Origin of the sequence: Cysteiniphilum sp. JM-1 (genome assembly GCF_008711525.1) — a bacterium.
In the GTDB taxonomy this organism is placed as follows: Bacteria; Pseudomonadota; Gammaproteobacteria; order Francisellales; family Francisellaceae; genus Caedibacter.
In genome coordinates, this window is record NZ_VXKS01000003.1 from 1 (window position 1) to 24,401 (window position 24,401).

Annotated in this window: 27 protein-coding genes and 2 tRNA genes; 13 read left to right on the forward strand and 16 right to left on the reverse strand. The window is 39.0% G+C overall.

Translation table 11 applies throughout. The features are described 5' to 3' along the window. Positions 1-64: 64 nt before the first annotated feature. The 4 genes from F3D68_RS01415 to F3D68_RS01430 form a co-directional block, all read right to left on the reverse strand. Entirely contained in the window at positions 65-634 is a 570-nt protein-coding gene (locus F3D68_RS01415; RefSeq protein ID WP_224728201.1) for a hypothetical protein, read from the reverse strand. A gap of 177 nt (positions 635-811) precedes the next feature. Then, positions 812-2,086 (reverse strand): hypothetical protein, encoded by a 1,275-nt coding sequence (locus F3D68_RS01420; protein WP_151192757.1) that lies wholly within the window; start codon positions 2,084-2,086, stop codon positions 812-814. A 165-nt stretch (positions 2,087-2,251) separates the two neighbouring features. Continuing rightward, positions 2,252-3,469, reverse strand: coding sequence for an MFS transporter (locus tag F3D68_RS01425; RefSeq protein WP_151192758.1), 1,218 nt, complete (start codon positions 3,467-3,469; stop codon positions 2,252-2,254). A gap of 79 nt (positions 3,470-3,548) precedes the next feature. Next, complete coding sequence (locus tag F3D68_RS01430) at positions 3,549-4,127, reverse strand: thymidine kinase (RefSeq protein ID WP_151192759.1); 579 nt, start codon at positions 4,125-4,127, stop codon at positions 3,549-3,551. A 150-nt stretch (positions 4,128-4,277) separates the two neighbouring features. On the opposite strand from F3D68_RS01430, the gene F3D68_RS01435 reads away from it, so the two are divergent. Continuing rightward, a complete protein-coding gene (locus F3D68_RS01435; protein WP_117002387.1) occupies positions 4,278-4,874 on the forward strand; it encodes a transglycosylase SLT domain-containing protein in 597 nt (198 codons plus the stop codon). Positions 4,875-4,885: 11 nt separating this feature from the next. Here F3D68_RS01435 and parC read toward each other — a convergent pair whose 3' ends face one another. The 4 genes from parC to F3D68_RS01455 are packed head-to-tail and all read right to left on the reverse strand — an operon-like array spanning position 4,886 to position 9,391. Next, complete coding sequence (parC, locus tag F3D68_RS01440; protein WP_151192760.1) at positions 4,886-7,123, reverse strand: DNA topoisomerase IV subunit A; 2,238 nt, start codon at positions 7,121-7,123, stop codon at positions 4,886-4,888. Positions 7,124-7,183: 60 nt separating this feature from the next. Continuing rightward, positions 7,184-7,885 (reverse strand): DNA repair protein RecO, encoded by a 702-nt coding sequence (gene recO, locus F3D68_RS01445; protein WP_151192761.1) that lies wholly within the window; start codon positions 7,883-7,885, stop codon positions 7,184-7,186. After that, positions 7,882-8,217, reverse strand: a complete 336-nt coding sequence (locus F3D68_RS01450; RefSeq protein WP_191092657.1) for a hypothetical protein — start codon at positions 8,215-8,217, stop codon at positions 7,882-7,884. The genes recO and F3D68_RS01450 overlap by 4 nt, the downstream gene beginning before the upstream one ends. A gap of 7 nt (positions 8,218-8,224) precedes the next feature. Continuing rightward, positions 8,225-9,391, reverse strand: coding sequence for an IscS subfamily cysteine desulfurase (locus F3D68_RS01455; RefSeq protein WP_151192763.1), 1,167 nt, complete (start codon positions 9,389-9,391; stop codon positions 8,225-8,227). 205 nt (positions 9,392-9,596) lie between these two features. On the opposite strand from F3D68_RS01455, the gene F3D68_RS01460 reads away from it, so the two are divergent. Genes F3D68_RS01460 through F3D68_RS01470 form a run of 3 tightly spaced genes read left to right on the forward strand, consistent with a single transcriptional unit; the run spans position 9,597 to position 11,511 of the window. Beyond that, positions 9,597-9,953, forward strand: coding sequence for a hypothetical protein (locus F3D68_RS01460; protein ID WP_151192764.1), 357 nt, complete (start codon positions 9,597-9,599; stop codon positions 9,951-9,953). A gap of 20 nt (positions 9,954-9,973) precedes the next feature. Further along, positions 9,974-10,804 carry a DUF692 domain-containing protein gene (locus tag F3D68_RS01465; RefSeq protein ID WP_151192765.1) on the forward strand — a complete coding sequence of 277 codons (831 nt, stop codon included), beginning with the start codon at positions 9,974-9,976 and terminating at the stop codon, positions 10,802-10,804. Further along, entirely contained in the window at positions 10,801-11,511 is a 711-nt protein-coding gene (locus F3D68_RS01470) for a DUF2063 domain-containing protein (protein ID WP_151192766.1), read from the forward strand. The genes F3D68_RS01465 and F3D68_RS01470 overlap by 4 nt, the downstream gene beginning before the upstream one ends. Before the next feature lie 4 nt (positions 11,512-11,515). On the opposite strand, the gene F3D68_RS11365 is transcribed toward F3D68_RS01470, so the two are convergent. Continuing rightward, on the reverse strand, positions 11,516-11,941 hold the full coding sequence (locus tag F3D68_RS11365) for a type IV pilin protein (protein WP_151192767.1): 426 nt from the start codon (positions 11,939-11,941) through the stop codon (positions 11,516-11,518). 135 nt (positions 11,942-12,076) lie between these two features. Between F3D68_RS11365 and F3D68_RS01480 the strand changes: the two genes are divergently transcribed. The 3 genes from F3D68_RS01480 (at position 12,077) to rpoH (ending at position 13,301) form a co-directional block, all read left to right on the forward strand. Further along, positions 12,077-12,152: transfer RNA gene (locus tag F3D68_RS01480), tRNA-Ala, on the forward strand. A gap of 25 nt (positions 12,153-12,177) precedes the next feature. Then, positions 12,178-12,253, forward strand: a tRNA-Glu gene (locus F3D68_RS01485). 172 nt (positions 12,254-12,425) lie between these two features. After that, positions 12,426-13,301, forward strand: a complete 876-nt coding sequence (gene rpoH, locus F3D68_RS01490) for an RNA polymerase sigma factor RpoH (RefSeq protein WP_151192768.1) — start codon at positions 12,426-12,428, stop codon at positions 13,299-13,301. Position 13,302: 1 nt separating this feature from the next. On the opposite strand, the gene F3D68_RS01495 is transcribed toward rpoH, so the two are convergent. From F3D68_RS01495 to F3D68_RS01515, 5 genes are all read right to left on the reverse strand, one after another. Further along, positions 13,303-14,715 carry a DHA2 family efflux MFS transporter permease subunit gene (locus tag F3D68_RS01495; protein ID WP_151192769.1) on the reverse strand — a complete coding sequence of 471 codons (1,413 nt, stop codon included), beginning with the start codon at positions 14,713-14,715 and terminating at the stop codon, positions 13,303-13,305. A gap of 119 nt (positions 14,716-14,834) precedes the next feature. After that, positions 14,835-15,398 carry a YggT family protein gene (locus F3D68_RS01500; RefSeq protein ID WP_151192770.1) on the reverse strand — a complete coding sequence of 188 codons (564 nt, stop codon included), beginning with the start codon at positions 15,396-15,398 and terminating at the stop codon, positions 14,835-14,837. Beyond that, entirely contained in the window at positions 15,395-16,255 is an 861-nt protein-coding gene (proC, locus tag F3D68_RS01505) for a pyrroline-5-carboxylate reductase (RefSeq protein ID WP_151192771.1), read from the reverse strand. The genes F3D68_RS01500 and proC overlap by 4 nt, the downstream gene beginning before the upstream one ends. 238 nt (positions 16,256-16,493) lie before the next feature. Further along, entirely contained in the window at positions 16,494-16,955 is a 462-nt protein-coding gene (locus F3D68_RS01510) for a PACE efflux transporter (RefSeq protein WP_151192772.1), read from the reverse strand. 80 nt (positions 16,956-17,035) lie between these two features. After that, complete coding sequence (locus F3D68_RS01515; RefSeq protein WP_151192773.1) at positions 17,036-17,920, reverse strand: DMT family transporter; 885 nt, start codon at positions 17,918-17,920, stop codon at positions 17,036-17,038. Between the two features lie 136 nt (positions 17,921-18,056). On the opposite strand from F3D68_RS01515, the gene F3D68_RS01520 reads away from it, so the two are divergent. The 5 genes from F3D68_RS01520 to F3D68_RS01540 all read left to right on the forward strand — a co-directional run bounded on the left by F3D68_RS01520 (position 18,057) and on the right by F3D68_RS01540 (position 22,037). Continuing rightward, complete coding sequence (locus tag F3D68_RS01520; RefSeq protein WP_151192774.1) at positions 18,057-18,653, forward strand: XTP/dITP diphosphatase; 597 nt, start codon at positions 18,057-18,059, stop codon at positions 18,651-18,653. An 88-nt stretch (positions 18,654-18,741) separates the two neighbouring features. Beyond that, on the forward strand, positions 18,742-19,095 hold the full coding sequence (locus F3D68_RS01525) for a YbeD family protein (protein WP_151192775.1): 354 nt from the start codon (positions 18,742-18,744) through the stop codon (positions 19,093-19,095). A gap of 3 nt (positions 19,096-19,098) precedes the next feature. Further along, complete coding sequence (gene lipB / locus F3D68_RS01530) at positions 19,099-19,719, forward strand: lipoyl(octanoyl) transferase LipB (RefSeq protein WP_151192776.1); 621 nt, start codon at positions 19,099-19,101, stop codon at positions 19,717-19,719. A gap of 56 nt (positions 19,720-19,775) precedes the next feature. Next, positions 19,776-21,251, forward strand: coding sequence for a peptide MFS transporter (locus F3D68_RS01535; protein WP_151192777.1), 1,476 nt, complete (start codon positions 19,776-19,778; stop codon positions 21,249-21,251). Between the two features lie 93 nt (positions 21,252-21,344). Further along, positions 21,345-22,037: a Bax inhibitor-1/YccA family protein gene (locus F3D68_RS01540; RefSeq protein WP_151192778.1), complete on the forward strand. Its 693-nt coding sequence runs from the start codon at positions 21,345-21,347 to the stop codon at positions 22,035-22,037. Positions 22,038-22,060: 23 nt separating this feature from the next. Here the strand turns inward: F3D68_RS01540 and F3D68_RS01545 are convergent, their stop codons facing one another. Both F3D68_RS01545 and F3D68_RS01550 read right to left on the reverse strand, forming a co-directional pair. Continuing rightward, positions 22,061-22,687, reverse strand: a complete 627-nt coding sequence (locus tag F3D68_RS01545; RefSeq protein ID WP_151192779.1) for a hypothetical protein — start codon at positions 22,685-22,687, stop codon at positions 22,061-22,063. Positions 22,688-22,711: 24 nt separating this feature from the next. Continuing rightward, entirely contained in the window at positions 22,712-23,878 is a 1,167-nt protein-coding gene (locus tag F3D68_RS01550) for an amino acid permease (RefSeq protein WP_151192780.1), read from the reverse strand. 200 nt (positions 23,879-24,078) lie between these two features. On the opposite strand from F3D68_RS01550, the gene F3D68_RS01555 reads away from it, so the two are divergent. Beyond that, the gene (locus F3D68_RS01555) at positions 24,079-24,306 is read left to right on the forward strand and encodes a hypothetical protein (RefSeq protein ID WP_151192781.1); all 228 of its coding nucleotides are present in this window, start codon (positions 24,079-24,081) and stop codon (positions 24,304-24,306) included. The last annotated feature ends 95 nt before the right edge of the window (positions 24,307-24,401 follow it).

The window sequence follows — 24,401 nt, forward strand, 5'->3', positions numbered from 1 at the left end:
TACATCATGCAACCGTGATTAGCCTAGAAGGAGAAAGTTATCGTATGAAAAAATAATTTTTTTGCTATAAATCGGCAAAGTTAGTTGTCGTAACCGGAAAAGTTAGTTGACATTTGATATTATTAAGCAAATAAACAGCCTCTAATACTTTAAGAATATTTTCGGGTGTTTCTTTAATATTGATTTTAATGGTACCACCAAACTTCATTGTCTGATGACTTGTTTGCATCCATTTATCCAAAGGCAACGCTTGGCTATGCAAATTATCCAATGCTACTTTTGATAAATATTTCTGGTGTTTTGGTAGTTCTAAAGGAGATATAGAAGCTCCACTAAAACTTGCTTTATAATCCCTAGCCACACCTTTAAAGTAACTCTCTACCAATTTTGCAGATTCTATCGCTTGCCGAATCTGCAAAAAATTACTGACAAAAGCCCCCTTACCCATTAAATCAGTAATCACAATGAATTGCTCATCTGGCATCGAATCTGTCTCAACAATAAAGCTATAAGTTTTACTTTGAGCGTTATATTTGCCTTTGATTACTTTAAACTTTTCGTGATACCGCTCATTGAGTTCTTTGACTATGTTAGGCTTTAAGGCCTCAAGCTTAGAATCTGTTGACTCATGCATGACTGCCCTATAAATAAAATAAGACGATAAACCGATGAGTAATACCACTATTGCCGATATCGCCAAATACCTTTTACTGCACTCCTTCATCATACCCCCCAAACTGACCGGTTTTTTTATTTTGGATATATGCCAGACAGGACAAAAAGGCGGCTTGTTGCGAATTGGTTTGCTTATTCATAAGTTTTCTCCCGTAGTTGTAAGTTTAACGATTTGTTGATAAAGCGGGGTATTCACTAAAAATTGCGCCTGTTCTGAGCTATATCGCCTTGAAATTGCCCAAGAGTCTACAATATCTCCAAAAATATCAGCTTTAACAGGGTGTGTTGGGATCAATTTAATATATTTGGCAATATCTAAAGGACTTTTGATTTTCGTATCTAGTGCAGTGTATTTTGAATCTCCTCTTTCTGCGCTATTACATCCATCTGTGCTAGGACTGTTTTTGCAATCTGCTATAAATAACAATCCCCAGGTGTGCCTTATTGCATAGCTATTTTTATAATACATCAATTGTCGCCAATCAAATGGAATATCAATCTGAGTGCTATCTATTGGTTCGGGCAAATCGACCAAATGAACTTTTAGATAAGTCTTCTGAGTATTATTAATATTTTGATAAATCTCAAAGATGCTCGTCATAAATTCCAATAACTTCTCAGGCGACTTCTGTATATCGATATACCCACTTAACCCATCAGAATAAATATTAAAAATTATTTTATTAACATCAAACTGCTTAAAGTATTTTTGCCTATAGGCAAGTTCTTGTTTGGCTTTTGTTAAATCATTATTGTCCAAACTCACACTATTACTTTTAGTAATACTAACGTCAAAATAGTGCCCTAAATATTTCTTTGATCTCACTGTAAAGTAATTGGTTTCACCTTTTCTCAAATCAGTGTAGGCTTTGACATCATAAAATTTTGCATCAGGATAGTTTTTAGCTAAAAATGTCTTGATGACATTTTGCTTACTTTCAAGAAAATTCGCTTTTTTATACTTAAAAATTAATGAAGCTATTGTTATAGATAGCGTTAATCCAACGATAATGATCGAACAAATTATCCAGATTTTTTTTGCTCTAGATTTATAATAGACGCTCGTCTTTTGCTCATATTTATCCCATAATTTTTGATGTTTTTGTTTATAACTGTCCCGTCGGGCATAACCACGCAATATTAACGCAATAGATACAATAAAAGAGATAATCATCGGTATTATGATAAAAGGCGTAATTAAAGATAAAAACAAAAGTGGTCCAGCTCGATCACCTCCAACATGAGTATGCATAACATACACAATGCACAGACCAATAAGTAATGGCCAAAAAGCAATAGAAAATATGACAGTTAATATGTCAAAAAATGGCTTTACTTGCTCTAACAATCTAATTTTTCTTAGGTTTTTAAGCTTAAAAACTGTGCTTTCATTCTTTGTCACATTATGCATTTCATACCTCGCCTAGGTTATATTACCAAAGCAACACAATTAAAAATGATAACACCAAGCCCTAAAAGTCGGCTGTTAATATAATTGATCCCTCAATAGATAAATAAACAAATAGAATAAGTGTCGCCCTTGCAATCCTAGCTCAATATTTCAAAAGATCAAATGTCATCCTTGATTTTTTTGTAGTTTTCCACCACGCAACAATGGATAGATAATCATTAATGCCAAGACGATAATAAAGTAAAACCAATAGTTACTTGGGAAATGCATTTGACTATTGATAATCAAAAACATCGTATAGATGACCATGACCATTAAGCCGGATAAGCCGTAGCTTAAGCCTTGAGTTTTCCCTTGTAGCGTGATATCAGTATGCCTTTGGGCAAGAGTCACTGAAATCGCCCAACATGAAAGACATATACCAATAATAAAGTAAAAGATTAGTGCCAACCATACACTATGGACTATTGCCAGCATAAAGTATAAACAGACTGATACTAAAAGTGCGCCGACAATGGTTTTAACCTCATTATACCGATCTGCAAACCATGGCAGGATAATGCAGCCAATAATAAAGCCAATCGAAAAACCAGTTTCAATCAAGGCAAATTGCCATGAGCTTGCTTGTAAAATATTCTTAGCATAGGGTGCGATAAAAATCGGTACCGTCATAAACAAGCAAGTAAAACCAATTTCAGCGACATAAAACCAAAAGACAAACCGCTTTTTGCGCAAAAAGCGATAAACCATGCGCCAGTCTTCAATAAATCCAGTATCTCTGCGCTCAACATGACGTCTAGGTCTAACACCAAAGCTTGCTATCAATGCGACTGCTGTGCCAAATAATAAGAAGTATAGGATTTGATGCATATTATAAAACACAACTAACAAGCCACCCAGTGACATCCCGATAACCATGCCAATTTCAAATATGCCATCCATCGTGCTATTGGCATATAACAGATAACTATCATCACTAAAGATCTCTCGCACCATAATCAGCATTGCCGGCATATAAAACGCTAATATCAAGCCCCAAAAGCTGGTAAAGAAGTATACCTCAGCCAATGTATCAAGGTAGCCAGACATTAGAAATGCAGCAATCACAACAACACGTGCACTATTGGTCGCAATGATAATTTTTTGTCGTGGAAAACGATCGGCAACATAGCCTGTCACAGGAGATAAAACGGCACCTGAGACCCACCAGCTAAACATAAATATAATAATCGCATTCACACTATTGTAGATCTCAAGCAAGTGCCAACTAAACGAGACATACGCCACGCCAACGGCAATAGCAGAAAAAAAGCTCATAATACACGCACAGCTAAACGAGCTATTTTTAAATAATGCCGCACGCGCCTTTAAATATGACTTCACACACCCTCTCTATACCATCATCAGCTCTAAAGAGCATTGTGGCAAAGATCGGATTTCACAGCAAGAAAAAGTATTTTAATCAGGCAATTTGCCCTTTTTTATAATGCCAACGACAGACCGAGATATAACGCTCATTGCCGCCAATTTGCAGCTGTTCACCATCTTTAATAACATTCATATCTTGATCCAGACGCAAGACATGTGTGGCTTTTTTACCACAGTGACAAATGGTTTTGATCTCAATCAACTGATCTGCCCAAGTCAGTAGATATTTACTTCCCTCAAAGGGCTCTGCCTGAAAATCATTACGTAAGCCATAGGCAAGTACCGGAATATCCAACTCATCAACAATGTCAGTTAATTGCAGGACTTGTGCTTTTGTTAAAAACTGCGCCTCATCGACCAAGATGCAATGTAGTTTCTTCGTTTTAAGCACTTCTTGCGTTTCCACACAGAGATCCGTTGATTGATCATATAACAACGCATCTGCTTGGAGACCAATGCGCGATGAGATTTTACCCACCCCAAAGCGATCATCAAAGCTAGGCGCGAATAATAAGGTATTCATCCCGCGCTCACGATAATTGTAATCAGATTGTAAAAGAGTTGTACTCTTGCCGGCATTCATGGTGGAGTAATAAAAATGAAGCTTTGCCATATCTTAGATAGTCATACTTGGTATATTAGTTGCATAACTTACTGTATTGCGCGTTCACTTGGAATAAAAAGTTGTTGAAAATAGTTCGCGTTCTCTCAAAAATCCGTTAGGCTGTGCCTCAATGTTACTAAAAAATCGCTACTTGATTTAATGAAATTTGATTTTAAGTTTTTAGCTATTTTAGCTGTTTTGCCACTTGCCGGTTGTATTACCGCACCACCGAATAACCCTAATAACGCTTGCTCAATCGCACAGCAATACCCTGATTGGTATTACGACTCTTTAGACTCCTATAAAAAATGGGGTGTGCCTATCAGTGTCCAATGGGCATTTATTCGTAAAGAATCAAGCTTCATTGCCGATGCGCAAACACCGATGCAGTATGTTCTCGGGTTTATCCCAACCGGACGCCAGTCCACAGCTTATGGTTATGCCCAAGCACTTGATGGCACATGGGAGGAATATCAAAAAGAAACCGGAAACTCATGGGCAAGTCGCACGAATTTTGCCGATTCTGTTGACTTTATCGGTTGGTATGCCAATCGTGCGCAACGCATTGCAGGGATTTCCAAGGACAATGCTTATCAGCTATATTTAGCCTATAACCAAGGTGTTTATGGCTATATGAAAAAAAGCTATCGTAATAATCAATTTTTAATGAAATACGCACGTGAAACCCAAGATATGGCGTATCGCTACGCCTATCAGCTTAGACGCTGTAATATTCCATCGCAAAGTTGGTGGTAGTCTACTATTACTTATTCAACACCAATATGATCAACATTCTGAAAGCCACGCGGCAGAATCTTACCACGTGAGGCGCGTTTACCTTGATACTCATTAAGATCGCTAAAGCTTAAACGCATATGGCGTTTACCTGAGTAGATTATTAAGCTTTGTCCATTAGTAATGGCGCTAACAAATTTAAGCTCTTCACCTGTTGCTAGCGGGCTTGGCATATTCAAAAGACGATTGCCCTTACCTTTTGCCAAACTTGGCAACTCACTTCTATCAACCGCCAAAAGGCGTCCTTGATTAGAAATAGCAACAATCAAGCTATGCTCATCATCATGCGCGTTAGCCGGAGGCACCATCTTGTCACTGCCTAATGTAATGACCTGTTTTCCTGAGCGGTTCTTACTAATTAGATCATCGACATTTGCTAAAAAGGCATTACCTGCACTTGAGGCTAAAACAAACTGATCTTCTGAAGTCACAAATGTTAGTGCAACAATATGCTCGTTTTGCTCAAGCTTCAAATGTCCTGTAATCGGTTCACCTTGACCTCTTGCTGAAGGCAAATCAGCACTTAATAAACTATAAGCCTTACCCAAACTTGAGAAGAACAAACAATGCTGATTACTCTTACCCATACTTGAGGCGAAATAACTATCACCGGTTTTGTAGCTTAACCCTTCAACATTGACATCATGACCTTTGGCAACACGCACCCAGCCTTGCTTTGATAAGACAACGGTAACACTTTCAACCGGTTGTAAATCCGCTTCTTTTAATGCTTTAGCCTCAGGGCGCACCACAAGGGCTGATTTTCTTTGATCACCATGTTTTTGTTGTGCAGCTTTGAGCTCTTTTTTGATGAGATTTTTTAATTTAGTTGGATTCTCCAAATACCCCATAATCTCATCACGTTCTTTTTCAAGCTCATGTTTTTCTTTTTTAATCGCCATTTCTTCCAGCTTGGCTAAATTGCGTAGACGCAAATTAAGTACAGCTTCAGCTTGCGTGTCAGTAAGATCAAAACGCTTTTTCAGCTCTTGTTTAGAATCATCTTCATAACGAATAATCGCAATGACTTCATCGATATTTAAAAATGCAATCAAAAAGCCATCTAAAATATGCAAACGCTCTAAGATTTTATCCAAACGAAATTCCAGGCGCTTAGTCGTGACTTCCGTTCTAAATTGCAACCACTCTACAAGTACTTCCATCAGTGATTTTACTTGTGGCTTACCATTTAAACCGATCATGTTTAAATTAACACGATAGCTTTTTTCAAGATCGGTTGTCGCAAATAGGTGACTCATCAAAAGATTGGTATCCACACGATTTGAACGTGGTACTAATACGATTCTCACCGGATCACTGTGATCAGACTCATCACGTATGTCACTAAGCCATGAGATTTTTTTACTGTTCATTTGGGCAGCAATCTGTTCAATCACCTTGGCACTTGAGACCTGATGTGGCACACGAGTAATAACGATATTCCCCTCTTCCGTATGAAATACCGCACGCAGACGAATGCTACCAGTACCTGTCTCGTAAATCTTTTTACGTTCTTCAAAAGGAGTAATAACCTCAGCCCCTCCTGGATAATCAGGTCCAGGAATATGCGCCATTAAACCGTCTAAATCGTGATCTTTACCTGTTAAGAGATATAAACAACCTTCAACGACTTCCGTAAGATTATGTGACGGGATATCCGTTGACATCCCCACAGCAATCCCCATGCTGCCATTTAAGAGTACATTAGGCACTTGCGCGGGTAACATCTTTGGCTCTTGTAGTGTGCCATCGAAATTTGGCTGCCAATCGACTGTACCAAGCTTTAGTTCATTTAATAAAACTTCAGCGTATTTGGATAATCGCGACTCGGTATAGCGCATTGCCGCAAATGATTTTGGATCATCTGGCGAGCCCCAGTTACCTTGCCCATCAATCAAGGGATAGCGATATGAGAAATCCTGCGCCATCAGCACCATTGCTTCATAACAAGCGCTATCGCCGTGTGGGTGATACTTACCCAACACATCACCGACAGTACGTGCGGATTTCTTGTGCTTACTTAATGCCGATAAGCCAATCTCGCTCATCGCATAAATAATCCGCCGCTGCACGGGCTTTAAACCATCACCAATATGCGGTAATGCGCGATCAAGAATCACATACATCGAGTAATTCAAATATGCCTGACGACTAAAGGCGCTAATCGTCTGCTTTTCATTATCTTCAAAAGAAAGGCTTAATTGATCCATACGTTAAAAAATTAAGACGTTAAACTCGTCACATCATAGCAAATGATCACCTAAGCGTCATCAAGCATTTTGGTTTCGTAAATAACTTATTAACAACTCACGGGTTTTAAGTACTCTGCCTTGCAAACAAGCATTTAAATTAATCCGTATGAGTTTTTGCAGCACTTGCAGCGTGTCATTATCCCAACTGGACACAGGCTGTTGCAACTGTTTGATATATTTGCCACTAATACCACTTTCAGCGGTTGTTTGATAAAAGGCGGATAATGGCGCCATTGCATAATAATGCTCTTCAGTCATCATTTTATGATGCTCATCATAATCCACCTGAAAACCATAACCTAAGCTTTCTAATAGCTGCAGCTCAAAATACCGTAACAATTTCGTAATATCATCGCTAACCAACTCTTGTATTACTAATAAATAACGATCAAAAAGCACTGCATCATGATGATCATGCGGCAAAAGCCAGTATAAAACCTCATTAAGATACATCCGCGCTAATTGCGATAGATATGTCCCCATGATGAAGCTCTTTTCACACTCGGCAAAACGAATATTTGCCAAGCTTTCCGCCGCAGGCATGATCTTTATATCAACATTCAATAAGCTAAATGGCTGATAAATGCCATGATTCTTTTTGTTCGTCCGCGCAATTGCATTCAACTTACCATGGTCTTTTAACCATAATGTTAATAACAGTGATGATTCTTTGTACTTACGACTGTGTAACACAACCGCCCTATTTATTGTGCTCATCATAACTGCTCAATCAACTGCAAAATCACTAGGGCGTCTTGACGTTTATGCATTGGTAAATCAAACATCTGTTGCAACTTAGCAATATCGATATCAGCAAAAGCAGTAAGCGCTGCCTTATCGTTATCTTGCAATTGCATTACCAGCCATTTTGTTATTGCCAATAAATACGGGCTACCAATCGCTTTAAAGTAGTAATTAGTCTGATCACTATAAATGAAAACTTGCTGCCCCAACTCCCCAACATGCGCAATAGTTTGAACGCATGAAGCATCATACTGGCAGTCTTTCAATGTAATCGCTTTAAGTAGTGCTAAAATTTTCTCACTCATCATAGCACTATTAACCTTGCCATAGTGGCGATAATGCACGCAATTTCGTAACCACATCAACGATTGCTGCAGTGGCAATATCGATATCTTCTGTCGTAGTATAGCGCCCAAATGAAAAACGTAAACTAGCATGTGCCTGTTGCTGTGTTAGACCAATGGCACTTAATACAAATGACGGTTCAACACTGGCTGAATTACACGCCGATCCCATCGATACTGCTAACTGATACAGCATTGCCACTAATGACTCGCCATCAACACCTTTAAAGGTAATATTAACAATTCCAGCATAGCTATTATCTAGCGGGGTATTAATGATTAACTCAGGCAATATATTTATCCCCTGTAAAAATTGATCGCGCAACTCATATACATGCTTATTTAATTCATTTTGCTTTGAAGACATTAACTCACAGGCGCTACCTAACCCTACGATTTGATGTGTTGCCAACGTACCTGAACGAAATCCTTGCTCATGCCCTCCGCCATGAATCGATGGTGTGAGTTTTACTTTAGGCTTCCTTCTGACATATAACGCACCAATGCCTTTTGGTCCATAGATCTTATGTGCTGAGATTGACAAAAGATCGATATTCATTGCTTTCACATCAATGTTGATTTTGCCAACACCTTGCGCGGCATCAACATGAAATAAGATCTTACGCTCACGGCATAAAGCACCAATTTCTGCCAAAGGGTACGTCGTGCCTAATTCGTTATTAACTGCCATGATTGAAACTAAAATCGTCTCTTTTGTTAATGCATTTTTGATTTGCTCTAGTGAGATTTGACCTTTAGCATCAGGCTTAAGATAAGTTACCGCATACCCTTTTGTTTCAAGATAGGCACAAGTGTCCATCACTGCTTTGTGCTCAATCATTGAGGTAACAATATGCTTACCACGAGATCCATAGGCATCTGCCACACCTTTTATTGCCAAATTATCCGACTCTGTCGCACCTGAGGTAAAAACAATTTCACGCGCCTCAGCATTAATAAGATTGGCAACTTGTACTCGTGCATTATCCACGGCTTCTTTTGCCTGCCAACCATAATCATGCGTATTTGACGCCGGATTGCCAAAGGCATTGTCAACACTTAGATATTTAAGCATCTGTGCCACCACCTCATCAGCAACCGGTGTTGTTGAGGCATAATCAAGATATATTTGTTTCATAACCAGAATATATTTATAAACATTAGCGTCATTACTGGCACATAGTTTATACCCATCACAGAGCAATGCCAAAAGAAAAACTTTATTTGCAATCCACCTCGTGCATTTTTTATTATTTTCGCTATGCTAATATTCACCAAAACTTGGATGTCGTTACAAGACGCACTAAGAAGGATTTTAAACCCACAACGAGGAGAACAACTCTATGAAAGCTACAAAATCATTAATCATCGCTTCAGCTTTAGCATTTGGCATGTCAACACACGCTTTTGCTGATAGTAACTTTCAAAGCAATGATATGAATAACGGTTATGCCAATGGTCAAAATGGACAAAGCAGCCAAGTGACTGATGCAAACAGTACAAATAATGATAAATCGAGTGACATGAAGTGCGGCGCCGGCAGCTGCGGCAGTGACCACGCTACGGATAAATCACAAGATGGTAAATGTGGCGCAGGTTCATGTGGTGCTTCATCTGATAAAAGCAGTGATATGAAATGCGGTGCTGGCAGCTGTGGCAGTGACGATGACAGCGGCGACAATGATAATGGCGACCAATAAATAATAACAAGGACAAACGCATGCTAGATCACCAAGCCATAGGACTTGGACTGCGTCAGGAGTTTTTTGACGCGCTATTGCAAAACCCTCAGGGGGTTGATTTCATTGAGATTGCTCCTGAGAACTGGATTGGCATAGGTGGTCGTCGCGCGCACTTACTTAAAAAGTATCGTGAACAATTCCCCATCGTACTGCATGGACTAAGCTTATCGATTGGTGGAATATCACCTTTAAATATTGATTTTATCAAACGCATTAAAGCCTTTATGCGTGAGCATCAGATTACTATATACAGTGAACATTTAAGCTATTGCTCAGATCAGCAAGGCTATTTATACGATTTACTGCCCTTGCCTTTTAGTGATGAGATGGTTAAGCACGTCACTACACGTATCGAACAAGTACAAGATATTCTGGAATGCCCATTGATTCTAGAAAACGCTTCCTATTATGCAGCCCCTGGGCAAATACTTAGTGAAATTGATTTTATTCAAGCCGTCGTTTCCGAATCCGGTTGCCAGCTACTGCTAGATGTGAATAATGTCTATGTTAACAGTGTTAATCATGGTTATGACCCACAGCAATTTATTAAGCAATTACCCAGTGACAAAATACACTATATCCACGTTGCTGGTCATTGGCAGAAATCCCCAGAACTCATTATCGACACCCATGGTGAAGATGTGATCGACCCGGTGTGGCAGCTTCTTTGTTACTGCTACCAAATACATGGCTTCTTTCCAACTTTGCTTGAGCGTGATTTTAATTTACCGCCTTTAGCAAGTTTAAAGCTCGAGCTTCAAACCATTGCCCAAATTCAGCAACAGGTTTATTCAAGGGAATCCGTATGAGCTATAAGATAATGACTGATTTTACCTGTAATTTACGCCAGCAAAGTGCAGCGAAAGACATTCCTAATATCAATCATGAACAAATGGAAATTTATCAAAATCTTATTTACAACAACATCAATAATACTTTAAAGCGTGCATTTCCTGTCAGTGTTAGTATTTTATCAAAGGAGCAATGGCGCATATTAACCCTAGGATTTCTTGCCCACTACGAAAGTAAAAGCCCTTACTTTTATGACCTACCTAAGCAGTTTGTGGAATATATCAATACCCTAGAGAAATTACCTTGGTCTTTTTTGCATGAGCTTATGCATTACGAGTGGGTTGAGCTAGATATTGAGCTATCCGTTGAGAGTGAACGTAACCCAGACTCTCACGCTCACTACATGACGAATAATAGCACTCGCGTACTTGTCTATCGCTACCCAGTGCATCAAATATCTAAAGACTTCACGCCCGAAAAACCACCGCTAAATCCAACTTTTCTTGTGGTTTATCGCAATCTCAACTTTAAAGTATTGTTTATGGAGGTAAACCTGTTAAGTGCTCATTTATTAGAGCTATTGATGACAGAACCCCAAAGTATTGATCAAGCAATTACGACTGCCGCTCACAATTTATCGCTACCTGTAAGTGAGGACTTATTGCAAAATGGCAGAGCACTCTGTCAGTCATATATTGACAAGAATATTCTTATCCCAATTTAAATCATCACTCCCAGCAAGCAATCGGGGTGCGCGTGATTGCGCCACCACTGGCGACTAACGTTAAATTAGGACAATCACCACTATCTGCCGTTTGTGACCCCGTTGGCGTTGCAATAACTGTATAGCCGCTGCTTGTAACACCTATTAAGCTCATATCATAAAAACCTCTTGTTGAGGTCGTTCCTGACCACACATTAGTCAGCGTTGCTGTGTAAGTGCCTGAGCTTAATGCCCATGCTTCTTGATTCATTGCAATTAGATTGATTGAGCTTACTGCATCGGCTCGATGCGCCTTTAGCACGTAATTGCTATACATCGGAATGGCAATTGCCGCTAACACGGCAATCACCGCAACGACGATTAATAATTCGATCAATGAGAAACCTCGTGCTTTAGCATTCCTGTTTATTTTTTTAAGAGACATTTTCATACTCGCTATCCATGTTTATGCACCTAGTATAGAAGACTTTCACACAGCAGCCGACAAAAAACTCAAATTTTAAGAATATTTAAATCTAGCGCTTGACAGCCTTTTAAAACCTCCCTAGAATGCAGCTTCAGTTTCGGGGCTATAGCTCAGCTGGGAGAGCGCTTGCATGGCATGCAAGAGGTCAGCGGTTCGATCCCGCTTAGCTCCACCAGTAAACTGATATGACACAAGTTTGTGTCCCCATCGTCTAGAGGCCTAGGACACCGCCCTTTCACGGCGGTAACAGGGGTTCGAATCCCCTTGGGGACGCCATCATTAAAACCGCGATAAGCGGTTTTTTTGTTTCTAGGGACAAATATTTTCACGCTTAAAACATCTTCAGCAATGCTATATACCCATTATCAATCGCTTTGCAATGTTTAATGGTTTGTGATGGGTATATATATGCTATACTTTGCAGCATTATGAACAACACGAGCAGCATATGGGTAAAGAACTCGTTCCTAAAAAAAACACCTTACCAATACCAGCACTTTCTGATACGGATGGCTTAGATAGCTACATCCGCTTTGCCAGCAGTATCCCGATGCTTTCCGAAGAAGAAGAAAAAGAACTAGCGCATCGCTTACGCCAACAAAATGATATTGATGCGGCACAAAAGCTGATTCTTTCACACTTGCGCTTTGTCGTTAAAGTTGCACGTGGATTTTCGGGTTACGGTTTACCAATTACTGATTTAATCCAAGAAGGTAATATCGGCTTAATGAAAGCCGTGCGACGCTTTGATCCTGATGTCGGTGTACGTCTTGTTTCCTTTGCTGTGCATTGGGTTAAGGCTGAAATGCATGACTATATTTTGAAAAACTGGCGTATTGTTAAAATTGCGACAACAAAGGCGCAACGCAAACTGTTTTTTAATTTGAGAAGTAGCAAAGAACGCTTGGGCTGGTTTAGTGATGAAGAAATCCAAAGTGTCGCTAAAGAGCTAGGTGTTAAGCCTGAAACAGTCCTTGAAATGGAGAAACGCATGAATGCCTATGATATGGCATTTGATGCACCGGTTGAAGAATCAGATGATGAGTCAAGTTTTCATCCGGCTTTATACTTGGAGGATCAATCAAGAAATCCTGAGCAGACAGCTGTTGAAGATGACTATGAGGAAAAAGTTCAAGGTAAATTACAAGAAGCGATTGATAAGCTTGATGCACGCAGTAAAGACATCATCTTATCGCGCTGGTTTGCTGAAGATAAACTCACCCTTCACGATTTAGCAGCAAAACATGATGTGTCTGCCGAACGAATCCGCCAAATTGAAGAGCTGGCAATGGATAAGCTCAAACGCGCTGTTGCGCGCGTCTGAATTACTTCGCTATTGTCAGCTCCGCCATGCCATCGGCTTTAGTTAAGCTAAGACTTATGATTAACGCTCCTAACCAAAGCACTAGCATCGCATAAAAGCTGTAGTGATATACCGCAGCACTTGGACTAAAAAGGGATAAATTAAATACACTTAACATACTGCTTAAAACAATTGCTGTTAATGCCACACCCATCGATGCCGCAAATTGACGAATTGTTAGATCAATTGACGTTGCATTAGCTGCTTGATCCGCATTAAGATCCATGTAGGTTAATGCCCCAATGGCTGAACCTATCAAAATCGTGCTCGAGCCATACAAGAACTCAATAATCACAATATAAATAACCGAGCTATGCTGCTCAATCTGCGCAATACCAACAAGCCAGATTATTGCCAAAATCAAATTTACTTGCAAAACAGCTTTAAAGCCAAAGCGCGAAATAATACGATTGGCCAACCCTCTAAAGGTCAAATAACCCACTGCAATCGGTAAAGTCAGAAGTCCAGAGGTTGCCGCATCAAAACCAAAACCCTCTTGATACATTAAAGGCAGCAATAGTGAAACACCCGCTGTTAATGCAAATGATATGGCGTTCATTGACACAGCTGTTTTGAATGTTTTGACTTTAAAAACAATCAAATCAAGTACTGGATTAACCTTCTTCAAACAATGCACCACCAGTATCAGCAATAACACAATACCAATCACAATACTTGTATAAACAACACCTTTACTGACAATATCATAATGCCCAATCATCTCCACACCAAAGGTAACAATCACCAAAGCAAAACCAGCAATTAAAAACCCAACAATATCAAAGCGCTTTAGCGTCTTAGCAACATGCTGCTGAATATAGATAAATCCCGCGATCAACGCCAAACAACCAATTGGCAGATTAATAAAGAAGATCCAGTGCCAACTTAGACTATCGCATATTATCCCACCAATAAAGGGTCCCAATACGTAACCGAGCATTGCAGGCGTGAAGATAACTCCCTGCACCTTGATCAACTCCTTGCGTGAGAATAATCGCAAGATAATAATCCGTGCCACAGGTGTCATAAAAGCGCCACCGACACCTTGTAAAAAGCGACAAAGCGTCAACATCACTACTGAATTTGATATACCGCAAGCAAGTGATGACAAAGTGAAAACTATCACCGCAAATAAAAATACTCTCTTTGTGCCAAAGCGATCCGTACACCAACCACTAATCGGAATAAAGATGGCAAGACTGATGTAATAACTTGCTACCGCAAATTTAAGCAAAATCGGGCTAATGCCAAAATCTCTGGCAATGCTAGGAATAGCGGTATTAATAATAGTGAGATCTAGGAACTCCATAAAAATCACCACCGCAACAATCAAAGGCACTATCCGACGAATCGCCACCATCGATGAATCTGACACTTCACTACCCTCTCCAACATAAAACCCACGTTAAGTCTATGCGAATACTATGCCTGTATCAAATGAAATATAATCACCCCAAGGTTTAAATTTTTCTGCGTTTATAAAGCAAAAGCCCGCTACATCCCAAAAATTGACGAGATAAATATCTGCAAACAAATAAGCACAAGTAATACCAACATTGGCGAGAAATCCATGCCACTTTGTGTTGGCGGGATAATTCTGCGTGATTTTCTAAGCAATGGTTCGGTCAACTGGTGCAATGCCATTAAAGCAGGATTATATGAGCCTTGCGCAAACCAGCTGGCAATCGAGCGAATAAAGATCAAGATAATATACATCCAGATCACTGTCAAAATAAGCTTTATCACTGCAACAAACCAAATAATGCCCCATGGGATATAAAAGCTTTTTGCGCTTAGCATTTGTATTAACATAATTTGCAACAATAGCACAACGTACGCCAAAACAAGCGCTGCAAAATCCAGACCAAAAAAACCAGGAATAATGCGACGCAATGGTTTTAACAAGGGATTAGTCACGCGAATAATCAACTGACAAAATGGATTATAAAAATCAGCCTTTACCCATTGTAAAAAGAACCTAAGCAGTACCGCATAAGCAAATAAGCTAAAGATAATTTCTATTAAGAAAAGTCCTACATTATTAACGGCATTAATCATATTTTATCCTTTTGTTCATCATGTGTTAACGCATTACCAAACTGGCTTGCCAGCTCTTGTGAGCGTGAGAGATTCTCTTTGATCGCTTTTGCAATACTCTCTTTAAACCCTGTTTCTGAAAAGGCTTTTAATGCCGCAGCGGTTACTCCTCCTTTTGAGGTGACATTTTGACGCAAGTGTGACAAGGTTTGTGTACTTTCTAACGCCATTTTGCTTGCACCAAAGGCGGTTTGCGTCACGAGCAATATCGCTTGTTTTTCGCTTAATCCTAGTGATACTGCGACATCAATCATATGCTCCATCATCAAAAAAAAGTAAGCAGGTCCTGAGCCTGAAATCGCGGTTGTGACATCAATTAATCTCTCATGATCAACCCATGTAATAACACCAACCTTACGCATAATTTGCTCAGCCATTTCTTTTTGCTGACGCGACACATATTCATTAGCAAAGAGCGCGCTCGCACCACAACCAATAAGACTTGGTGTATTTGGCATAGCACGCACAATCGCGTAATCACCCACAAGCCAATGCGCAATTTGCGCCAAGGTAATACCTGCTGCAATTGATATAAACAACGGCTTATTCTGCTTATGTAATGATTTCTTAACCGTAAACATCAGATCCTTTAACGATTGTGGTTTAACGCATAGCATAATAATATCGGCATTTTTCACTGCATTCTCAACACTTTGTGTTGTATTGACACGAAACATCTGATTGAGCATATCCAGTTTTTCTTGGTTGCGATCAACCACCGTAATTGATTGACCAGAAACACCATCACTAACTAACCCCGCGATAATACTTCTTGCCATATTACCGCCACCTAAAAAGCAAATTTGAGCATTAACCATTGTTAAATCCTTTTTCTTATTTCTTTTACATCTTTTTAAACTTTATTAATTATTGGCATCTACACTTTTTCTACTTCAACACCCCGCCTCGCAAGCTCGGCACCCCTCTTGCAAAGAGGGGAATATAAAATCATCCTTGCCTAATTCCCCTCTTTACAAGAGGGGTGGCAGCCGTAGGCTGACGGGGTGTTTTAAAATCATAGTTTTTTCTAAAATGCTAACTCCAACTAATTATTCTTTATACACTTCTTTTTTGTCTACGCAATTGCGCATTCACAACCCTCATATAAATATGATCATAAATATAATTAAAAACAAGCGCATAGCACAAATAAAAAAACACAAAACCTAAGTTCACCATAAATGCCGCAATAAAAGGTAAATGTAACAACATAATCACAAAAGGCACACTAACCAGACATAACGATAACTCAAATAAACAAGCATGCACGACCCTTAACCAAAATTTCCGTTTAAAGCGTACTCCACCACATTTATTTTCGATCACGTCAAATAGCCAGTTATAAATAAAGTTCCAAAGCATTGCCGCAATCGCAAGAATAACAGCCAAAGCACCCAGTGCGACTGCGTTTTTCTGTAAAACAAAATACGATAATGGAACCACAATCAAAAGAGCGATAAATTCAAACGATAGCATATGGACAATGCGTCCTTTGATGCTCATTTTTTGCTGACTCATGCTATCTGTTCGTATTTTAAAATTTTCATGTCGTGCATTGTTTCAAATTGGCTCCTTAAACTCAAGGTTTTGTAACCATTTCACTGATCTTTTCGCGTAACAGCTACACCAAACTTGCTAATCACAATCGAGCCAATAACGGCAATGATTCCGCCAATGACAGAAAGAATACTTGGAATTTCGGATAAGAAAATAGCCGCTAAAATCAACGTGAATATTGGCATGAGATACAAAGCACTTGATGCCGCTGCCGCCTTAATATGCTTAAAAGCGTACCCCCATAATAAATAAGCAATCGCTCCGGGGAAAACACCCATATAAACAATACTTAAGAGGTGTGACATATCCGAATGCATTACTGATTTTATTGCCTCGGGTGCAAAAATCATCAACATCAAAGTGCCTAGCCACATACAGTAGCACACGACTTCAATCGGGTGGTAACGTGCTAAGAACTTCTTTTGAAAGCATGAGTAAATCGCTCCTGAGCAGGTCGCACCATAGACTAATAGCACACCAGCAAATCCCGCATTATTGTGACTTCCTAAAAGTATCACCAGCACACCGCATAAACTGATCACAAATCCTAAGACGCCATAACGATTAACCCGCTCTTTGAATAGGATCATTGCTAAAACAGTGACGATAATCGGCAATTGCGCAACGATAAAGTTTGCCAGTCCGGCACTTACCGTTTTCTCACCTTCATTTAACAAGATGTTATAAGAGAAAAAGCCGAAAAAACCAAGAACAGCAAATAGCATTAAGTCTTTAAGCCGTGGCAATTTTTTATTTTTGATCAAACAAAATGGAATAAAGGCAGCAAGAGAGGCTACAAAATAGCGTGATAATGCCAAGCCACCGGCTGAAAACGCTTCCATCACATAGCGAATACCAACAAATGCAGATGCCCATAAAACAACGGTTATGATCAGTGCTATCAGTGCCTTTTTCTCGTTGGTCATACTTTCTCTTCTCTTAATTTTGATGCGATATACTAACTTAATCACCTCAACACTGACTAGCAATTTACTTCATTTGCTTAGTTTTTTATTTGCTATTAAACTACGCGCAATTTACTAAACCGGACTCACTAAGCACATGAAAGAAATTGTCTTTGCATCAAGTAATAAAGGAAAAATCAAAGAAGTCAGCGAGATATTATCGCCCTTGGGCTTTAAAGTCATTCCACAAACAGAGTTTAATGTCCCCGATGCTGATGAAACCGGCTTAAGCTTTGTTGAAAATGCCATTTTAAAAGCTCGTCATTGTGCGCAATTTACAGGACTTCCAGCCCTTGCCGATGACTCTGGTTTATGCGTTGAAGCCTTAAAGGGAGCGCCTGGGATTTATTCAGCACGCTTCTCAGGCGGACATGGTAATGATGAAGCAAATATCGATAAGCTGCTTCATGACATGCAAAATGTCACAGATGATAAACGTCAAGCCCACTTTCAATGTGTTTTAGCTTTGGTAATGCATGAGCATGACCCCATGCCTGTGATTGCTGAAGGACGTGTTGACGGGAGTATCACACATGCGCGTCGCGGCAGTAATGGCTTTGGTTACAACCCTGTTTTTTTACTGCCTGAATATGAGCAAACGATGGCTGAAGTCTCTAATGAGGTCAAAAATAGTGTGAGTCATCGCGCTCGCGCGTTGGCAAAACTCAAAGAGAAACTCCACCGCCTTTTGTAGAAAAAAATGATACTTCAAGATGATTTTCTTGATACTTTACATTACACTGAAGCGCAATATTGTTTGCTAACTATAGGTTATATTTAAGATGAGCAACAACGACAAGAAAGAAACACCGGAAAACAAAAAAGAACAAGCACTTCCTGCAGAGACAACTAAAGCTGAAGGTAGTGAGACAAAGCAGACTGAAACCTTGTTTGAGTTTCCTTGCCGATTCCCAATTAAAATCATGGCAAATCCTCAAAAAGAAGTTGCTGAGTTTGTCCTTAATACCTTAGAGAAATACATCGAAAATCCTGAGAAAATCGAATTCACCACACGTGAAAGCAAAACCGGTAAATACATCTCTATTACTGCAATCTTTGAAGCAACAAGCAAAGAGCAGCTTGATAATATTTATCAAGCATTAAGTGGACATCCCGAGATTCACATGGTGCTTTAACAGATGTCAATCCTCATTAAAAATCTGGGATTACAGGACTACGAGTCAGTTTATCAGTCAATGATTGAGTTTACACAATCACGTACCGAAGATACTCAAGACCAAATCTGGCTTGTTGAACACCCCGCTGTTTTTACCCAAGGTCGTCACGGCAAGCCTGAGCATATCATTAATCCTAAAAACATTCCTGTTATCCAAAGTGATCGTGGCGGTCAAGTCACCTATCACGGACCAGGGCAAGCGGTTATTTACTTTTTGTTTGATCTTAAACGCCTTAATTTAGGTGTTAAAGACTTTGTTTGCACGATTGAGAAATCATGCATGCACTTACTAAAAACCTATGGCATCAGCAGTCATACCATTGAGAATGCACCAGGTATTTATGTCGATCAGGCTAAGATTGCATCACTTGGCTTACGTGTTAAAAAAGGGCTCACCTATCATGGTCTTGCCATTAATGTGAATATGGATCTGACACCATTTAGCTATATCAACCCTTGTGGTTATCAAGGCTTAAAAATGACACAAATTCACGCATATAATCCTAAAGTCAGCATTACCTATGTATTGAATGACTACGCCCAAATATTGACTCAAAGGTTAGATAACTCAATTTTCAGTTAGACCCATCATGAGATTATTGTCATAATAGCCAAAGACCCATTTGACGCGCATAGGCTATGCAACTAAAACCTAAAAAACTACTTCTTAATACCAAGCAGCCCTTTGGCTTGTGGTTTTTGCTATTAACTTCACTTTTTTATAGCATGGGTACAACTGCTATTACGGTGCATTTTTCCGGCTTCGTTCATAGCATTGCTGATAGCACACAAGAAGGGTTAACCCCTGATATTTTAGCCATCAACTTTAACCTTGTGACCAATCTCTTTTTATATAGTGCCGCGGGATTAATTGGTGGCATTCTAGGTTATATGATCGGTCATCGCCGCTCGGTGATTATCGGTATGCTTTATTCATTTGTCGCGCTTATTCTGTTATCACTTAATAACTTATCTTTAATTGGTTTTTCTGCTTATGTTATTGGTGTCGGACTCGTTATTCCCAATCTATTTACCACCTTAAGTTTTCTTTATACCCAAGATGACCCAAGACGTCACGCAGGTTTTACCTTGATGTATATGACCACGGTGCTTGGTGCTGCACTATCGTTATCAATTAGTGGCACACTACAACACTTAAGTTATCAGCACTGGTTTATGATTATGGCAATGGTAACGCTTATTGCCGTACTTATTTTCTTAGCCGGTGGCATTTATCTTAACCGCAATATTGGTTTGATTGATGGTATTGAGCCGAAATACACACCATCGACTTACAGCGTTATATTTATTTTAATCGTACTTTCCTCATTGACTGATTTCTTATTGCATTATCAGCGCGTGTTACAAGCGATTATTATCTCTTTAGCACTCATAGCAATTGTCGTCATGCTTATCTACGCTTATCTTGAAAAGGATGAAACGCAACGCAAACGCAACCGCTTGCTGCTTATTCTATTAGCTCTTAGCATGTTTTTCTGGCTAGCTGATAAGAGTATTATTACTATTTTTCTTAATTATCTAACCCTTTTTAACCGCGATTATGGCTTCTTTAACGCCAAGAGTTTGTCGGCTGATTTCTTTTTTGAAGCCAATATTGCTTTGGTGCTTATTATTGGTTTTGTCTCAGCAGTACTATGGAATAAAAATAAGCACACGCAACATATGAAGCGCTTAATTCGCTTATTTAGTCTTGCCACACTCTTTATGGCATTAGCATCCGGCTTGTTGTTTTTTAGCTTTTTCTCGCAATCTTTAAACCATTTTGCAATGACTGGAAACTACTTATTGCTGATCACTTTAATGTTAAACTCCGTTGCCAAAGTATTGTTGTTACCTTTGTATTACGCGATGGTTGGTAAGTTTTCACCACGCAAATATGAGTCTATCGTGATGGGCTTTTTCTTTATCATTACCGCAGGCATTGGTGTATTTGTTTACTCTCTTAATCAAAACATTCTCAATTCGCAAATTCTAACAAACACTTATCAATCATTATCTTATCTTTATGGCACGCTGTTTGTTGCTGGCTTACTATGTGCTTTAGTTGCTTACCTACTATCAAAATTCATGCACTATCATAAAAAAAATGTCTAAATTTAAGCCATTGGCTATTGTTTTTTCAGCGACTCTCCCCATATACTTAGCAGCGATTTTGAGCTTTTTAATTAAATATCATATGGAGAGAATATGAACGATCGTTTTAACTACCAACAAAACACACGCGTGATTGATGCTCGTGGCAGCTCAGTCATTCAAACCAACAAAGTGCTGCGCAACACTTATTTGCTACTATCACTAACCCTTTTGTTCAGTGCCTTAACGGCTGGCTGGTCAATGATGGTGTCAGCCCCTGTGATCAACCCTATCATTACCTTAATTGTGTATTTTGCATTGCTATTTGGCGTGCAAGCGACACGTAATAGCCCAATGGGATTGGTGTTAACATTTGCACTAACTGGCTTTTTAGGTTGGACATTAGGACCAATATTAAATCACTACATCACGACATTTAGCAATGGTTCTGAGCTTATCATGATGGCGTTAGGAGCAACAGGCGCTATTTTCTTAGGTCTTTCAGCGATTGCGTTAAATCCAAAACGTGACTTCTCAAGATTAGGCTCTTTCCTTGGCATAGGCGCACTGATTGCATTAGTTGCTATTGTGGTTAACTTATTCTTACAAATGCCAGCATTGTATTTAGCGTTGTCTGTTATTATTGCTTTTATTTCAGGTGGTTTTATTCTGTGGCAAACTAACCAAATCGTGCGCGGAGGTGAAACTAACTACATCGTTGCGACAGTCACTATCTATGTTTCAATCCTAAATATCTTCTTAACCATTTTACAATTCTTAGGTATGTTTTCAGGAAATCGCAATTAATCATTATATTTAATCACGTCAGGTTAGCGCACTTTTCGCAAATAAAATCTGATTGAATGTTTTTCTTCTAACACATCACCATTTTTCTGAATTGTTGACCAACTAGCATCACATGTTACACCTGAGTCAATTATCTCCCCAGATAGCACTGACCATGGCTCAGCAAGCGTCTTATCATCGTTATGTTTAACCGTGTTTTCTGGTTCTACATATGCTATATACTCACATTTATTCTGCTTCGCCATCAGTAAATGCGCTTGATATACACACTCTAATAAATCCATATCTTCTTGACTGGCATAATCTACTAAAAAATAGCCGATATACCAAATACTGTTAATTACATAGCCTTTACTTTGAAACTGCTGAATTGTCTCAAAGGCAAAATAATCTCGTGCTAAGTAAAATGAATCCAAAGGGATCCCTGGGGATATAGAAATGACTTGCTCATTATTCTGAACTACGACAAGTTTTGCTCTGCGTTCATTAATATACATAGTGTCCGCTGGGCTCACCTGTTGCGAGCTTTCAGGAAAGTAATAATAAGGATAATGTCTCAAGTGCTCCTTACACCAGCTATTCATTGTAGGTAGGTAGTTCAGGATATCTACAGGTTCCACGATGATTAGTTTACTCATTACATTTGACATAAGTTCTCCTTATCCCCTTTATTATTAAAAAGGTTGTGCTATTCCTGCCAAATTTAATACTTGAGCAACAATAACTAAAGCACCCAATACTAAAGGATAAAAATTAATAACTTCTTTTCTATTTCCTTTATCTAAATAAATCGGTGTAAATACAAAAATCACTACCGCAAAAATAGCCGCGTATTGCAATGCTAAGATAAAGCCTTTAGGATAAAAAACCGTAAATATAAACGGCGGGATAAAGGTTAATAAAAAGCCAATAATTTTATTTAGCTCAATATTAAATCGTCTAAACGTGTCTCTAATGTAATGATAAAGCGACAAGCCAACACAAATAAATGAAGTAATAATTGAAATATTCACAAATACCGATAAGAAGGTATTGATACTCGCACTTTGGGTGGCTTGTTTTATCTCACTCATCAACGCGGTTAAGGTATTTCCATCTTTAAAAATCGTCTCATAGCTATGCGCGCCTTGTTGTGGCAAGATTGCCAAGCAGACAATAAGCCAGATGATATAAATCACCAATACAGCGATACTGCCGATAAAAACACTACGCTTGACTGCTTGAACGTCACCCTTTTGATATTCATACAACACGGGAATGATGTTCTGAAAACCAAAAGAAGGCAGAAGTGTTGGCCACGCAAACACTAAAGCATAGAAAGATAATGGCATCTTAAGCATATTTGCCCATTTTAAGGCAAACAGCATACTCACGACACAAAGCACATAAAATACGAGTTTAATCGACACAAATGAGCGATTGACATAATCACTTAAGCGCGTACTTAAGATGACAAGCCCAAAAATCAAGATAAAGACAATAGCATCAACACTAACTGTTGGCACCTGTGCTTGTGATACCAAGTTTACTAATGACGCGCCTTGCGTGGTATAGGCAGCCATTAACGCATACAGCAAAAGCAAATAAACCAATGTAAAAACTACTTGTAAACTCTTTGGCATTTCCTCTTTGATCAGCGAGGTAAAATTCACCCCCAATGGCTGATGCGCACAGACTTTGATTAGCCTTAATCCCGTTAAGTACATTACTGACCATGAAATAATAATTAATAATATCGATACCCACAAGCCGCAGGCTGCCGTAATTAACGGCAGTGACAACATCCCCGCACCAATTGTTGTACCAACGACTAAAAACGCACCACCAAGCGATCTTGCCATTTGTTTTCTCCATTAAACACACCAAAAACGTAACGATACAACAGTACAAGCAAAAAGTATATTTAATCATTGCTTAAATCATAGTTATTTTAGAAATCTTTAATATTTTCTTAATACTTCACCATTAATATTGCCACTTGCGAACAATATTGTCGCTCATTAAAGAACAAAAAAATAATAAAGCAAAAAAAGGAAAATTTATGATTAAGAAAATCACACAAACCACATTGGCTTTAGTTGGTATTATGGGAATGTCACTTACAGCATTTGCAAGTACACCAAGCACTACTAGCAGTACAGGACATACAAAAACAACGAAACATCACAAAGAAGCCAAGCATAATACACATCAACATACGAGCAAATCTCATGCCAAAACACATGCATCAACAACTAAAAAGACGACTACAGCACCAACCCAAGCCTAAATAAAAATTGTACTTTTCCAGATTCTCTGCCAGTATGCTGCCATGAGTTTAAAATCTATATCAACATGCACTCTCAGAAGAATTGTTTCAACAAA